Origin of the sequence: Campylobacter sp. IFREMER_LSEM_CL1890, from assembly GCF_025772045.1 — a bacterium.
Classification (GTDB): Bacteria; Campylobacterota; Campylobacteria; order Campylobacterales; family Campylobacteraceae; genus Campylobacter_D; species Campylobacter_D lari_D.
Genome location: NZ_JAKMRK010000006.1, coordinates 109,499 through 124,403, shown reverse-complemented (window position 1 = coordinate 124,403; position 14,905 = coordinate 109,499). Strand labels below are relative to the sequence as shown.

At 28.7% G+C, this 14,905-nt stretch carries 15 protein-coding genes; 12 read left to right on the top strand and 3 right to left on the bottom strand.

Annotated features, from left to right (window positions below; genetic code table 11):
* Positions 1–58 precede the first annotated feature (58 nt).
* Both L8W57_RS04635 and L8W57_RS04630 read left to right on the top strand, forming a co-directional pair.
* Positions 59–2,086: a capsular polysaccharide biosynthesis protein gene (locus L8W57_RS04635; protein WP_263662106.1), complete on the top strand. Its 2,028-nt coding sequence runs from the start codon at positions 59–61 to the stop codon at positions 2,084–2,086.
* Positions 2,083–3,261: a capsule biosynthesis protein gene (locus L8W57_RS04630; RefSeq protein WP_133319446.1), complete on the top strand. Its 1,179-nt coding sequence runs from the start codon at positions 2,083–2,085 to the stop codon at positions 3,259–3,261. Before L8W57_RS04635 ends, L8W57_RS04630 begins: the two co-directional genes overlap by 4 nt.
* Here the strand turns inward: L8W57_RS04630 and L8W57_RS04625 are convergent.
* Entirely contained in the window at positions 3,258–4,766 is a 1,509-nt protein-coding gene (locus L8W57_RS04625) for an SGNH/GDSL hydrolase family protein (RefSeq protein ID WP_263662104.1), read from the bottom strand. The genes L8W57_RS04630 and L8W57_RS04625 overlap by 4 nt on opposite strands.
* Positions 4,767–4,931: 165 nt before the next feature.
* Here L8W57_RS04625 and L8W57_RS04620 point away from each other — a divergent pair, with 165 nt between their 5' ends.
* The 3 genes from L8W57_RS04620 to L8W57_RS04610 are packed head-to-tail and all read left to right on the top strand — an operon-like array spanning position 4,932 to position 7,795.
* A complete protein-coding gene (locus L8W57_RS04620; RefSeq protein ID WP_133319445.1) occupies positions 4,932–6,062 on the top strand; it encodes a DUF829 domain-containing protein in 1,131 nt (376 codons plus the stop codon).
* Positions 6,063–6,071: 9 nt separating this feature from the next.
* Positions 6,072–7,445, top strand: a complete 1,374-nt coding sequence (locus tag L8W57_RS04615) for a cytochrome P450 (RefSeq protein ID WP_133319444.1) — start codon at positions 6,072–6,074, stop codon at positions 7,443–7,445.
* Positions 7,442–7,795 (top strand): membrane protein, encoded by a 354-nt coding sequence (locus L8W57_RS04610; protein WP_039625388.1) that lies wholly within the window; start codon positions 7,442–7,444, stop codon positions 7,793–7,795. Before L8W57_RS04615 ends, L8W57_RS04610 begins: the two co-directional genes overlap by 4 nt.
* On the opposite strand, the gene nusA is transcribed toward L8W57_RS04610, so the two are convergent.
* Positions 7,792–8,883, bottom strand: a complete 1,092-nt coding sequence (gene nusA / locus L8W57_RS04605) for a transcription termination factor NusA (RefSeq protein ID WP_133319443.1) — start codon at positions 8,881–8,883, stop codon at positions 7,792–7,794. The two genes, L8W57_RS04610 and nusA, sit on opposite strands and share 4 nt — an antisense overlap.
* 123 nt (positions 8,884–9,006) lie before the next feature.
* Between nusA and L8W57_RS04600 the strand changes: the two genes are divergently transcribed.
* From L8W57_RS04600 to L8W57_RS04575, 6 genes are read left to right on the top strand one after another with little or no spacing between them, the layout of a single operon-like run.
* On the top strand, positions 9,007–9,249 hold the full coding sequence (locus L8W57_RS04600) for an HP0268 family nuclease (RefSeq protein ID WP_070255886.1): 243 nt from the start codon (positions 9,007–9,009) through the stop codon (positions 9,247–9,249).
* Entirely contained in the window at positions 9,246–10,544 is a 1,299-nt protein-coding gene (gene miaB / locus L8W57_RS04595) for a tRNA (N6-isopentenyl adenosine(37)-C2)-methylthiotransferase MiaB (protein WP_133319442.1), read from the top strand. The genes L8W57_RS04600 and miaB overlap by 4 nt, the downstream gene beginning before the upstream one ends.
* A complete protein-coding gene (locus tag L8W57_RS04590; protein WP_133319441.1) occupies positions 10,528–11,151 on the top strand; it encodes a lysophospholipid acyltransferase family protein in 624 nt (207 codons plus the stop codon). Before miaB ends, L8W57_RS04590 begins: the two co-directional genes overlap by 17 nt.
* Before the next feature lie 5 nt (positions 11,152–11,156).
* Entirely contained in the window at positions 11,157–12,122 is a 966-nt protein-coding gene (locus L8W57_RS04585; RefSeq protein WP_263662103.1) for a hypothetical protein, read from the top strand.
* Positions 12,119–12,673 carry a hypothetical protein gene (locus tag L8W57_RS04580; RefSeq protein WP_263662102.1) on the top strand — a complete coding sequence of 185 codons (555 nt, stop codon included), beginning with the start codon at positions 12,119–12,121 and terminating at the stop codon, positions 12,671–12,673. Before L8W57_RS04585 ends, L8W57_RS04580 begins: the two co-directional genes overlap by 4 nt.
* A complete protein-coding gene (locus tag L8W57_RS04575) occupies positions 12,657–13,196 on the top strand; it encodes a hypothetical protein (protein ID WP_263662101.1) in 540 nt (179 codons plus the stop codon). The genes L8W57_RS04580 and L8W57_RS04575 overlap by 17 nt, the downstream gene beginning before the upstream one ends.
* On the opposite strand, the gene L8W57_RS04570 is transcribed toward L8W57_RS04575, so the two are convergent.
* On the bottom strand, positions 13,183–13,980 hold the full coding sequence (locus L8W57_RS04570) for a membrane lipoprotein lipid attachment site-containing protein (RefSeq protein ID WP_263662100.1): 798 nt from the start codon (positions 13,978–13,980) through the stop codon (positions 13,183–13,185). The genes L8W57_RS04575 and L8W57_RS04570 overlap by 14 nt on opposite strands.
* Positions 13,981–14,052: 72 nt before the next feature.
* Between L8W57_RS04570 and lgt the strand changes: the two genes are divergently transcribed.
* The gene (gene lgt, locus L8W57_RS04565; protein ID WP_220566270.1) at positions 14,053–14,868 is read left to right on the top strand and encodes a prolipoprotein diacylglyceryl transferase; all 816 of its coding nucleotides are present in this window, start codon (positions 14,053–14,055) and stop codon (positions 14,866–14,868) included.
* The last annotated feature ends 37 nt before the right edge of the window (positions 14,869–14,905 follow it).

Genomic DNA, 14,905 nt, shown 5'->3' with positions numbered 1-14,905 from the left:
AGAAAGTTTAGAAATAGAAAAATTTGATATAATCTTTCTTTAATTTAAAGAGAGATTTATGAAATTTTACACTATATCAAAAAAATTAAAAGAAAATGTTAAAAATTTTTATAAAATAGCTCTATATCATGCCTACAAAAACATCACAAAGGAAGATATTTTTGTAGGTTGGGGTAGAAAAAAGTCAGGTTTAAAAGCTGTAGAACTAGCTAAAAAATATAGTGCAAAATTTTTGCTTTTAGAAGATGGCTTTTTACGCTCGTTAAATTTAGGTGTAGAAAATAGCCCTAGTTTTTCTATCGTCAAAGATGAAGTAGGAATTTATTACGATGCGACTGCACCATCTAAACTTGAAAATATTTTAAATACTTATGAGTTTAATATAGAAGAGTTAGAGCAAGCAAAAAAAGCTATAGAGCTTATAAAAAAAGAAAAACTTAGCAAGTATAATAATAATCTTTGCGTACCAAAAGAGCTTTTTAGTGCCAATGAGGAACGCGTATTAATCATAACTCAAATAGCAAATGATGCTTCTCTTAAATTTGGTTTAGCTGATAATTTTTCAACTCAAGATATTATAAATGAAGCCATCAAAGAAAATCCAAATACTAAAATATACATTAAAATTCATCCTGATGTATTAAGTGGTAAAAGACAAAGTGATTTTAACGCACAAGATTTACCAAGCAAATGTGTAGTTATAAAAGAAAATTATAATCCCATGGAGTTATTAAGCTATTTTAAAAAAGTCTATACTAAGACTTCTGGTATGGGTTTTGAAGCTTTGATGTTAGGGCGAGAATGTGTGTGTTATGGTATGCCTTTTTATGCAGGTTGGGGTTTAACTCAAGATAAACAAGTGTGCAAAAGAAGGCTAAAAAAAAGAAGTTTAGAAGAGGTTTTTTGTGCTGCTTATATTTTATATAGTGAGTATTTTAATCCTTACTTAAATCAAAAAAGTGATATTTTTGATACTGTTCATACCCTAGCAAAGTATAAAAAGATAGAACAAGCTAATTCAAATACTTTGTATTTTTTAGGTTTTACTTTGTGGAAGCGTTGGTTTATGAGACCATTTTTTAAAGCCAAGAATAATAAAATCATTTTTTTAAACTCACTTGATGAACTTTACAAAGCGAATTTAAAACCTGAAGATAAAATTTTTATTTGGGGTAAAAAGTATGATAAAACTTTATTGGCTAAAGATTTTAATAATGAGATTTTCTTAGTGGAAGATGGCTTTTTACGCTCTGTTTTTTTAGGTTCAGATCTTACACGTCCTTTTTCTTTGATAATAGATTGCAAAGGCTTGTATGTTGATCCAAACAAGCCAAGTGATTTAGAAGATATTTTACAAAATCATGAATTTGATGAGAGTTTAAAACAAAGAGCTAAAAAACTCATCACTATTATCACGCAAAATAAATTTTCAAAGTATAATGGCTTAAAACATGAAAAGCTAAATTTTAATACCGATAAAAAAATCATTTTAATCCCTGCTCAAGTAGAAGATGATGCTTCTATGATCTTAGGTGGTGCAGGTTATGATACCTTAAAACTTTTACAAAGCGTAAGAAAGGCCAATGAAAACGCCTTTATAGTTTTTAAACCTCATCCTGATGTATTAAGCGGTAACCGTAAGGGTTTAAAAGATAAAAGTATTATTTTAAAATATTGCGATGAGATTATAGAAAATGTCAGTATAGATAGTGCTATCAATGCGAGTGATGAAGTCCACACTATAACCTCTACAAGCGGTTTTGATGCTCTTTTGCGTGGTAAAAAAGTAGTGGTGTATGGTAAGCCTTTTTATGCAGGTTGGGGTTTGACAAGCGATTTACATAAAATTCCAAGACGCACAAGAGTGCTTAGCTTAGAAGAGCTTGTTGCTGGGGTTTTGATCCTTTATCCAAGATACATCCATCCAAAAAGTAAAAATTTATGTGAAGTTGAGCTTGCATTAGATATAATGCTAAAAATGCAAAAAGATTATTTTTCTAAATTTTATTTGCGTTGGTTTATGGATATAAGAATTTATATATTAAGAAAAATAAGAAGATTAGTAGAATTTATTTTGATTAGATGAATTTAAGTAAAAAGTTAAAAAAATTTTCTGGTAAAAATGTTTTATTACTCCAAGGACCTGTGGGAGGGTTTTTTCGTAAAATTGCTACAAAAATTCCAAAAGCTAAGGTTTATAAAGTAAATTTTAATGGAGGGGATTTTTTCTTTTATCCTTTTAAAAGCATTAATTACACTAAAAGTTTAGCTGATCTTGAAGACTTTTATAAAAAGCTTTTTGAAGAAAAACAAATTCAAGTTATCATTATGTATAATGATTGTAGAAAAGTGCATGAAATAGCCATTAATGTTGCTAAGCAAATGGGTATTGAAGTATGGATTTTTGAAGAAGGTTATATAAGACCAAACTTCATTACTTTTGAAAAGGATGGAGTAAATGCAAACTCCACTTTACCAAGAGAAAAAGAATTTTATCTAAGTCAGAAAAAATTTGATAAAGATTTTAAATTTAAAACTTTCTCAAGCACTTTTAGAAATATGGCCTTTGCTTCATTTTTATACTGGCTTTTTGCTTTTTTATTTTCTTGGTATTTTAATAATTCTTTACATCATAGAAGTTTAAAACTATTTGACTTTTTACCTTGGCTTTGCTCAGTATATAGAAAAAACAAATACAAAATCACAGAAAAAAGTTTAAACGAAAAAATTCTTTCCCTAAAGCAAAAGTATTTTTTGGCTATTTTACAAGTGCATAATGATACTCAACTCTCCCATCATTATAAAAAAACTACAGAAAAATTTATAGAAGAAGTAATCATTTCTTTTGCTAATCATGCCAAAGCAAAGTCTTATTTAGTTTTTAAGCACCATCCTATGGATCGTGGCTATAGGGACTATATTAAACTTATAGAAGATTTGAGCTTAAAATACAATGTCGAGGGTAGAATTTTATATATACATGACTTACACTTACCTACGCTCTTAATCAATGCAAGAGGTGCTATAGTTATAAATAGCACAGTAGGACTTTCTGCTTTATATCACAATAGCCCTTTAAAAGTTATGGGAAAAGCTTTTTATGATATAGAAGGTTTGACTTATCAAAAAAGCTTGCATACTTTTTGGAAAGAATGCAGGGCATATAAGCCTGATGCTGTTTTGCACGCTAAATTTAGAAATTATGTGATATATAAAACCCAAGTCAATGGGAATTTTTTCAAAAATACTAGTTTAGATTAAATTTTCTTTTTATAGTTTTTTGCAATTTTTTTTAGTTTAAAAGGTAAGCTTAAATAGCCTATTTTAAAGGGAGTTCTTGAAGCTTGCAAAAGCGCATTGCCTAAAAGATAAGGCAAGTGTGTTTTGGCTATTTGAGCGTGTTTATAGTCTGCATAAGCTTTTAGTGGCGGTAGGTTTTTTTGATCTTTTTGATTTTTAAAATACTCTTTTTTGATTTTTCTTAGTTCAAAGGGTATTTTAAAATACCCTAGATAACTTTTGCTATTTTTCATGATAGCTTCTCCAAGTTTATAGCTTAATCTTTCTTTTATCCTTAAGCTAGCTCCATAAAGTTTATTATTTTGGTGGATAAACATCTCATATTCATTTTTTAAGCCTTTATGATTTAAAAAACGCAAAAGATTATGATTTTGACTTTTTAAAAATGTTTGCATATCAAGTTTTTTTAGTTCATGGTATTCTAGCACTAATTCTTTATAAAATGCTATAGGTGGTATCAAAAGCTCATAAGCATTTATAAGTTGAATTTTACATTCAATTTTTTTATCATCATCTTTTTCTAAAAGTAAAATTCCTACTAAATCCACATAATCAAGCCTTGGTGTTTTTTCATTTGCTATGCTTAAGCCCGAACTTTCCTCACTTTGCTTGATAATTTGTGTATTAACATACAAAAAGGTTTGCTCATCACAAATTGCTTTTTCATTTTGTATATCTTGAAAAGTATTGATAAGTCCAAAATTTTTTACTAATTTAAAAGATGAGTTTTCAATGCTTATAGATGATATAGCATGGGTTAATGAGTTAGTGTGATTCCAAGTGTGTATGCCTAAGATTTGATAGTTTTTTAACTCTTTTGGAAAAATGATTTTTTCATTAGCTTTGATATTTATAGTTTTTTCACAAAAAAATGAGTTTTTATGCTCTATTTTAGTTGAATTTGAGGGCGTAAAGATATGAAATTTTCTTTTTGAGCAAATGATATTTTCTTTAGATTTTTTAAACCTGTGTAAATTTTTAATGATGTTTTTACCAAGCTCTTGCATAGCTAGTGGTATAGGGTGGAATTTATAGTTTTGATCAAAATCATAAAGATTATTTTTTTGGTAGTAAAGATCTACATCGATTAGATTAAAACCATAATGAGTACAATTTTTCCTATGAGCTTCATTGATAGCTTTTGATTTATCATTACAAGCTGGTATGGGGAGTATAAGCACTATAGTAATTTTGTTTGCTTTGTAAAGTTCTTCGTAAAAATAATCAATATTTCTAAGTATAATATTTAAGCTCATAGGGCTTAAATAATCATTGATATTTGATTCGCTGATGAGAAAATCACTGTTGATTATAGTTTTTTTATGGCGTATTAATTCATAAAGATTTTGTAAAGAAGTGCTAAGCCCTAAAGCGTAATTATATAATGTAATGTCTTTATTTTCAAGACCTATCCTAAGACCATTTTTAACTACACTATTACTACCACCTAGTAAGATTACATCCATAAGTTCTTTCTTGATTTTTTTTAATTTTTATTTATTTTATAAAATATTTTTTAATGAATAATTTCAGAGTAAAAACCCCTCATTTTATCTTTAAATAGGTATTTGACAAAGATAACAACTTTAGCTATATTTTTAAATTCAGTATTAAATTTATTTAGGATGTTGATGAAAAAAATATGCCAAAAAAGAGATGTTTTTTATATAGCTGGTTATGATCCTAGAGGATATAGGCATTATTATGCTATGTTTAAAAAAAATTTAGCTGAGCAGAATATACTTTTAAATTATGATTATACTTTATCAAAAGCTCAAGTTAATATTTATCCTTTTTGGCAAATTCAAACCCCACATACAAGCACTTCTTATACCTTTTTAAGCTGGAATGATATAGTCAAAAAAAACTGGTCAGAGGGTATAAAAGATGCTCTGAGTGATTGTTATAGTTTTTTTAGAATTTATACCATCACAGGGCTTTTTTTAAAATTTGGTAAAGAATCCCCACATCAACTTATCACAGGTTATTATCCATTTTTTTATGTGCTTTTGAGTTTGATTTTTACTTTAGTTTGTGCTTTTGGAAGTTTATTTTATTTGCAAAATTTTCATATTATTTTAGGAATTTTAGCTTTTGTTTTATCGTTAGTGTTTTTACCAAAAATGCTTTATAAACTAGGTAAGAAATTAGCTGTTTTTTGGATAGCTAGAATTTGTTCTTTTTGTGCAAACTGGGAGAAAAATTCTCAAGGTGAACTTGAGTTAAGAATAGATGATTTTGCTAGAGTTATTTTTGAAAAACTAAAAGAAAATGCAAATGATAAAAACTATGAGCTCATCTTAAGCGCACATAGCGTAGGAACGGTGCTTTGCATAAATGTTTTAGCAAAAGTGTTTAGAAAATGTGAAAAAGAAAATGTTTCTTTTGAAAATTTAAAGGTTTTAACTTTAGGTGAGTGTATACCTTTGGTAAGCTATCAAAAAAGATCTTTTGAGTTTAGAAAAGACTTAGAGTATTTAGGAAGTAAGAATTTAATATGGTATGATTTTACTTCTATTATTGATGGGGCTTGTTTTGCACAAGTTGATTTTATACGCACAAGCGGAGTAAAAGCACAATTTAGTCCAAAATACCTTTCGGCTAAATTTCATACCTTATATAAAAACAAAGATTATAAAAAAATCAAAAAAGAAAAATATAAAGCACATTTTTTATATTTATTTGCCACACAAATTCAAGGAGTATATAACTTTTTTGAATTTGTCATAGGTAAAAATAAATTAGAAGAAAAAATCAAATAGGAGGAAAAAATGGGTCAGTGTCCTTTTCATCCAAAGCCTTATAAAAATAAAGCTTCTACATTAACTACTTTTTTACTAAAAAGAAGATCTTGGCTTGATGGACTTTATGAGCGAAGCTATAAAATGATGATGGGTAGAGTAAAAATGCCCGGATTTGATCTATATGTAGTAAATGATCCAAAAGAAGTTAGACGCATTATGGTAGATGAGGTTAGAGAATATCCAAAAAGCCAACTTTTACATGAGCTTTTGGAGCCACTTTTGGGTATAAGTATTTTTACAACTAACGATAGAGTATGGGAAAAACAAAGAGAACTTTTAAGACCTTCTTTTGAAATGACAAGGATTTCTAAAGTTTTTGATTTGATGAGTGAAGCAGCTTCTGATATGATGGCAAGATTTGCAAAGTATGAAGATAAAGCGATTATAGAAGTAGATGAAGCTATGACTTTTGTGACTGCAGATGTGATTTTTAGAACTATCATGTCATCAAAACTTGATGAGCAAAAAGGCAAACTTGTTTTAGATGCTTTTGTAACTGTGCAAGAAGAAACAGTTAAAACAGCTATGCGAAGAATGTTTCGCTTCCCAACTTGGCTTTCAAATCTTTTAGGTGAGAGAAAAAGACTTAAAGCGGGTGGAGTTATACGCAAGGTTTTATCAGATATTATAAAGCCAAGATATGATAATGCCCTAAATGATCAAGGAAAATATGAAGATATTTTATCATCATTGCTTATGGTAGTAGATGCAGATACTAATGAGAGATTTTCTTTTAATGAAATTTTAGACCAAGTTGCCATGCTTTTCTTAGCAGGCCATGAAACTACTGCAAGCTCGCTAACTTGGACACTATATATTTTAAGTATTTCTCCAAATGAGCAGCAAAAAGCTTATGAAGAAATCATGCAAGTTGCAGGCGATGAGGAGTTTAAAATAGAGTATATTAGAGCGATGAAATATCTTACAAATGTGTTTAAAGAAAGTTTAAGACTTTATCCGCCAGTTGGCTTTTTTGCTAGAGAAGCAAGAAATGATAACAAAATGAGAGATAAGCTCATCAAAAAAGGCTCAGGTGTAGTAGTGGCTCCATGGCTTATCCATAGACATGATAGTTTTTGGGAAAATCCACATGAGTTTGATCCAAGTCGCCATGAAGATAAAAGCAAGATTAAAAAAGACACTTATATGCCTTTTGGTATGGGAGAGCGTGTGTGTATAGGGCAGGGCTTTGCTATGCAAGAGGCTGTTTTGATTTTAGCTAATATTTTAAGGACTTATAAGTTAGAATTAGAAGAAAATTTTGTACCTGATATAGTAGGAAGATTAACTATAAGATCAGCAAATGGTATGAATATAAGATTTATAAAAAGGCAAAAATGAAAGAAAAATTAGCAGGAACTATACTACTTTGCGCTATCGTTCCTTTAGCGGTGATTAGTTATCTTTTTATTGTTATAGTGGGTACTTTTGGCAATCCTGCTAGGGTTAGACAAGGTGTGAGAGCGCTTGATCATTTTGTCAATGCTACTTTGTTTAATGGTTATGCTTGGGAGTCTTTATCATCTCATGCTTGGAGAGAACGCGATAAAAGATGGGCTAAAATAGTTATTAAAATTACAGATTTTTTTGATAAAAATCACTGCCAAAAGGCAAATAAAAGAGAGCAAGAGGTTGTGGATTTGGTTTTAAAGAAAAAACTTACCGAACAAACTGTCGGTAAGCAACTTTAATTTTCTCCAAATAAAGCTTTAAGATTTTTAAATGCTTCTTCTTGGTTATTAGTTTTATCCTCATTATTTACTTCATTAAGCTCTATCTCATATCCAAGAAGCATGCTAGCTAAGCGTATATTAATACCACTTTTTCCTATGGCTTTGCTTTTTTGCTCGCTATTTAGCGTTACAATGGCTTTTTTATCTTCGATACTAACTGAGTTTATAATGGCTGGAGCTAAGCTTCTTGTGATTAAAATTGCCATTTCATTAGAATACTCAATGCAGTCGATATTTTCATTTTTTAATTCTTTGCTTACAGCATTAATTCTAACTCCTTTTATGCCTACAGTTGCTCCTACTGCATCAACACTCGGGCTATTAGCTTGTAAGATGATTTTTGCTCTCTCGCCTGGAATTCTTGCACTTGCATAAATATTTATAAGGTCATCTTTGATTTCAGGAACTTCAGCTTTTAATAAAGCTTCTAAAAATTTAGGACTAGTTCTACTAAGCTCCATTCTCATACCTGATTTATCAATATATACATGTCTAATAACAGCTTTAATCACATCGCCAACTTTAAATTTTTCACCTTTGATACGATTTTTTCTAGGTAAATATGCACGAAACTCATCAATTTCTACATAAGTATTTTCTTCACTATCTACTCTTACTACGCTACCAAAAACCATATGTCCTACCATTTTTTGGTATTTTTCATAGATTTTTTCTTCTAAGAGTTTTTGAATGTTATATTCTAATTCTTTATGTAAGATATTTACAGCAGTACGACCTAAATTTTCTAAAGAACATTCATAAGTTAGCTCATCACCAATTTCTATATCTTTAGCCTCTGCCCTTGCTTTACTTAAAGCGATAAAATGCTCATTTTCATTTTCTAATCTTTCATCATTATCAGCTACTACGATGATTTTTTGATAAAGTTGTAAATTTTTACCTGAATCAACAAAAAATTCATACTTATCGCCATAAATTTTCTTAGCAGTATTAATAAGTGCTTTTTTAACTCTTTCTCTTACATCTTCTATTTGTAAATTTTTCTCATTAGCAATGGATTCAATTATATCTGTGATTTTTTCCATAATGACAATACAACCTTAATTTTGGATTTTAAAAGTTTGAAGAATAAAATTATATCTTTAATAAGTTTAATTAAAAGTAAAATTTGCTATAATTTCAGATTAAAAAAACTTGAGGATGATGATATGGACTTAAAAATAGCAAGAACCTCTGTTGATGAAAAGCCAAAAAGTATAAGTTTAGAAAGTATTGAAAAGGCTGTGGATAAAGAAGGTCAAAAATTTTTCTATTTCGATAAAGATAATGCCCATAAGCAATTAATCGCTTTGGTGGAGCATTTTGAAAAAAAAGGAAAATGTGTTTATCATAGAACAATCAAATATGGTTTAGATGATGCAGATTTTATGTATGAGGTACATATTCTTTGAGTAAAAAACTTTTTATACAAACTTTAGGTTGTGCTATGAATGTGCGTGATTCAGAGCACATGATAGCTGAACTTAAAGAAAAAGAAAATTATGAATTAACTCAAGATGCAAAAGAAGCAGATTTGATTTTAATCAATACTTGCTCGGTGCGTGAAAAGCCTGTGCATAAGCTTTTTTCAGAAGTTGGAAGTTTTGAAAAAATCAAAAAAAATGGAGCTAAAATAGGAGTTTGTGGTTGTACTGCTTCACATTTGGGAGATGAGATTTTCAAGCGTGCTCCTAATGTGGATTTTGTTTTGGGCGCTAGAAATGTTTCTAAAATCACAAAGGCCGTAAATACTCCAAAATTTTTAGGTAATGATATAGATTTTGATGAGAGTAATTATGCTTTTGCAGATTTTAGAAATAGCCTTTATAAGACCTATATTAACATCTCCATAGGTTGTGATAAGCATTGTACTTATTGTATAGTGCCTCACACAAGAGGAGATGAAATTTCTATACCTTTTGAGATTATTAAAAATGAAGCATTAAAAGCTGTTTCTAAGGGTGCTAAAGAGATTTTTTTGCTAGGACAAAATGTTAACAATTACGGCAAAAGATTTTCTAATGCACATGAAAAGATTAATTTTTCAGATCTTTTGGAAAAGTTAAGTGAAATTGAAGGTTTAGAGCGTATCCGCTTTACAAGCCCACATCCATTGCATATGGACGATAGATTTTTAGAGGTTTTTTCTAAAAATCCTAAAGTTTGTAAGTCTATGCATATGCCTTTGCAAAGTGGTTCAAGTGAAATTTTAAAGGCTATGAAACGCGGATATACTAAAGAGTGGTATTTAGATAGAGCATTGAAACTTCGTTCTATGTGTAAAGATGTGAGTATTTCTACTGATGTGATTGTGGCTTTTCCAGGTGAGAGTGATAAAGACTTTGAAGATACCATGGATGTGCTTGAAAAAGTGCGATTTGAGCAAATGTTTTCTTTTAAATACTCTAAAAGACCATTAACTAAAGCTGCAACTATGCCAAATCAAATTCCTGATGATATAGCTTCAAAACGCTTGAGTGTTTTACAAGCAAGACATACAGAAATTTTAGATGAAATTGTTGTAAAACAAAAAGATAAAGAATTTGAAGTTTTATTTGAAGAATTAAGAAGCGAAGGTTTTGTAGCAGGTAGAAGTGATAATAATTTTTTGATTCAAGTTAAAGGCAGTGAAGAGCTATTAGGACAAATGAAAAAAGTAAAAATCACCAATCCTAGGCGTATGGTGTTAAATGGTGAAATCCTTTAAGATTAATCTTTTAGCTTTTGGAATTTTTTTATTACAATGGCTAATTTTTTTAACTTGTAGAAAGGTTTATTTAGGGCAAAAGCTTCCAAAAAGATCATGTGTGATACTTTTTTGGCATGGGCGTCTTGCTCTAATGCCTTTTGCTTATCGTAAAATGGGTATTAAAGGAAAAAAAGCTTATGTGATGATTTCACACCATAAAGATGGAGAAATCATTGCTAGAAATATTGCTTTTTTTGGTTTGGATGCTTTAAGAGGTAGCACAAGCAAAGGTGCCTTGGCTTTATTGAAACAATCTTTTAAAATTTTAGATCAAGGCGATGATGTGATTATCACTCCAGATGGGCCAAGAGGACCTTATCATAGTGTTTCAGATGGTTCTGTGATGATAGCTTTAAAAAAAAATGCTCCACTTTTTTTGCTAAATTATGAAGCAAGTTCTTTTTGGGAATTTAAAAGTTGGGATAAAATGATCTTACCTAAGCCTTTTTCTAAGATTACTTATAGATTAAGTGAAGAAATCAAAATACAAAATTTAAATTTAGAAGAAGCTAAAGTATTGATAAAAGAAAAATTTGATATGATAAGTCAAATAGATAAAGGATAAACACCATGTTATCTTTTTTTAGAAAGTATATTTTACAGCTTTTAATTTGTATTTGTTATGATGAAAAACAATACATTATAAGATGTCATACTTGGAAAAAATCTCAACCAGTTGATACTTTTGAAAAAAGTTTTGAAGATAAAGAAAAAGCAATAGAATATGTTAAAAATTTAAGTAAAGACTTTCAAATTTATTATATTTGTACTTTTTTTACACCTATTGCTCAAGGTGTAGTGCCAAGTTCAAATTTCAAAGAGCTTTCTAATTTTGGAGTAGAAGCAAATAATGTTAAATGTATTCCTTTTAATAATGCTTTGTTGTATGTTTCCAATCAATCTTTGAGTTCTTACAAAGAAGATTATGAAGCTTTTGGTGGTTTAGATTTGCTTTACTCACCTTTTTCTTTGCTTTATCATTGTATAGCAAATAGCGGTTTTGAAGAAAAAATAGGCCTTTATGTGTATAGATATCATGATTTTGTTGCGATGTTAATTTGTAAAAATGAGATTATATTATTTGGAAGTTATTTTAATATAGCTAGTCAAAATTATGACGAAGTTGATTTTTTTGATGATATTAAGGAAGAATTTGATTTGCAAATTGATGATGAAAGCCAAGAGGAAGAAAATGAGCAAAATTATGATTTAAAAAGTTTAGAAGAGATGAGTAAAGAACTTGATAAGCTTGAAGATTTAGATGAGAATGAAGAACAGCTTCCTATGGAATCTTTAGAAAATTTTAGTTCAGATATGAAAATGATAGAATATATCATTTCAAGTGTAAAAGAATTTTATCATAATCCTTTGTATGATAATAGTTTTTTAGAAGAAATTGTAATTTTTGATGAGGAAAGTTTTAGTGCAACCTCGCTAGATTATTTAGAAAATGAGCTTTTTATAAAGCCAAAAGTAGAGCTTATAGATACTTTAAATTTGATGAATGAGCTTGTAGTTAAGGATTTGAAGCTATGAGATATAGTTTAATAAAGCCTAAGATAAAACCAGTTTTTAATCTTTTTACTAGAATTTGGATTTATTTTACTAGTATTAGTGTGTCTTTGATTTTTGTGGTGTTTATTGTTGTTGTTTTTAAAAGCTACTACGCATCTATGCAACTTGATGATAAGAAAAAAGAATTGGCTCAAATCATAGCTCAAATTAATTCCAATAAACTTAAATATCAAGAATTAGTAAGACAAAATAATAAAGCAGAAATGATTTTAGGGGATTTAGAACAAGAACGAGAGAATGGTAAAAATAAAGTTTTATTAAAAAGTATTCAAAACCTTTTTACTTTAGTGCCTAAAAATATATCTTTAGATGAGGTTTTAATGGAAGATAGGTCGCTTATTTTAAGAGGTATTACACCTACTAAAGAAATGTTTGCTTTGTTGTTAGAAGCCCCATTAAGAAGTATTTTTTCAAATTCTCAAACAAGCTATTATCAATTAGAAAATGGGTGGTATCGCTTTGTTAGTGTAAATATTACTATACCAGAGGAAATGTATGAACAAAAAAGATAAGAGCTTAGAAGAAGCTGATATATTAAAGATATTGATTTATTCTTTTTCATTTGTTGCACTTTGTGCAATATTGATTTTATTCTTAATTGTACCTTTTTTGAAGGATTATAAAATCGAACATTCTAGATTAGCCGCTCAACAAATTCAAAATACCAAAGCATTAAATGAATTACAAGCTTTGGAAAAGGTTATTAGAGATTTTCAAAGCACAAACGCGCAAAATTTAGCTCAAATCAATGCGGAATTTTCTCAAAAAGAATTAATGGATTTTATGAAAAATTATTTTGATGATGTTAAAATAAATCTTATTCCTATTAAAAAAAAACAAGAATATTTAAAATATCAATTTGGAGTTAGCGTAAAGATGAAAAATCCACAAGCTTTTTATTCTTTTTTAAATGATTTACAAAGATATAAAAATTTAATAGAAATAAGTACGCCTGTTGAATTTAAATCAGAAGAAAAACACATTGATCTTAAATTTAGAATCAAAGTGTTTCATGCTTTAGCTATTCAAAAATGATTACTTCATTATTTTGATAAGGAGAGATTTTTTCTTCCTTTTTACTATCTTGTTTTATATCTTGAGCTTCTAAATTTTCTTGTGCTTTTGATTCTTCCTTGATTTCTTTTATATTGGTTTTTAAACTAGAAGTGAATTCTTTGTAAAAAGCAATAAAAACTTTATCAATTTCCAAAGCACTAGCTGCAAGACTTTCATTTACTTGGGTTGGGACAGCACTATAAACTTGTCTAAAACTTTCTATACTTGCTTGACCTTTTATAGGATAGTTTAAAATAATAGGATCATTTAATTTTGCAGAGCTTGTTGTGCTTTGGAAGGTATCTTCTTGATGCAAATTATTTAAATGACTTTGAGCTTCTAAAATAATCATAAAAGAAGATTCTACGCTATCGCCTCCAAGACTTGAATTTCTTGCAACTTTATCCTCATATAAGTTAGCACTGATGGTAATATTAAAAGCATAATCAGGATTTTCATTATCTATAGTATATCCTTTACTTTCTAATAGTGCTTTACTATCTTTAAATAGCTGTTTTTTTAGTAATTCTAGGCTTTTATTGATTCTTTGATTTAGGGTAGACTGTTCAAAATAAGAACTATAAAAAGTATTTTTAATAATTTCTATTTCATTGATTTTAACTTTTGGGCTATTTTCTTTTGTATTGTTATGTTCTTCAAAAGAACTTTTAAAACTTGGCATAGAAATATAATAAGTTTTTTGATTACCAGTGCAAGCACTTAAAAATAAAATTATGCTAAAAAATAATAATATTTTTTTCATTTTCTCTCCTTGTTATTTTTATAATTATACAATTTTTTGCTATATTATGTGTTTTATTATAAAGGCTTTTTTATGGAATTTTGGCAAAATATTTATGCAAATTTTGATGTAGTGGCTTTTGAAATTTTTGGTTTAAAAGTGCATTGGTATGGTATTATGTATGTATTAGCCTTACTTGTTGCTTTAATGGTTGCAAAATACTATGCTATTAAAGACAATATGGGAATTTCAAAAGCTATGCTTGATAGTTATTTTATATGGGTTGAAATTGGTGTAATTTTAGGTGCAAGATTGGGTTATATTTTAATTTATGATGCAAATACTTTATGGTATCTTACGCATCCTTGGCAAATTTTTAATCCTTTTTATAATGGAGAATTTGTAGGAATTAGAGGTATGAGTTACCATGGTGCTGTTATAGGATTTTTAATAGCAACTTATGCTTTTTGTAAAAAAAATAAACAAAATTTATGGAAATATTTAGATTTGGTTGCTATTAGTGTGCCATGTGGTTATATTTTTGGGCGTATTGGAAATTTTTTAAATCAAGAGCTATTTGGTAGAGCTACGGATGTACCTTGGGGTATTTATGTAGATGGGGTATTGCGTCATCCTTCGCAACTTTATGAAGCATTTTTAGAAGGTTTTATAGTTTTTATCATTTTATTATTGATAAAAAAATATAAAAAATACAATGGAGAGCTTATTGCTTATTATACAATTTTTTATGCTTTAGCGCGTTTTGTTTGTGAGTTTTATAGAGAGCCTGACTTTGGTATAGGCTTTGTTGTTTTTGGTATGAGTATGGGTCAAATTTTAAGTATTATAATGTTTTTATTAGGACTAATTTTATCTTTTTATTTAAGAAATATTAAAAAAAATTTATAAATTTTTATTTTTTTTAAGAATAAAAGTTCTATAATTG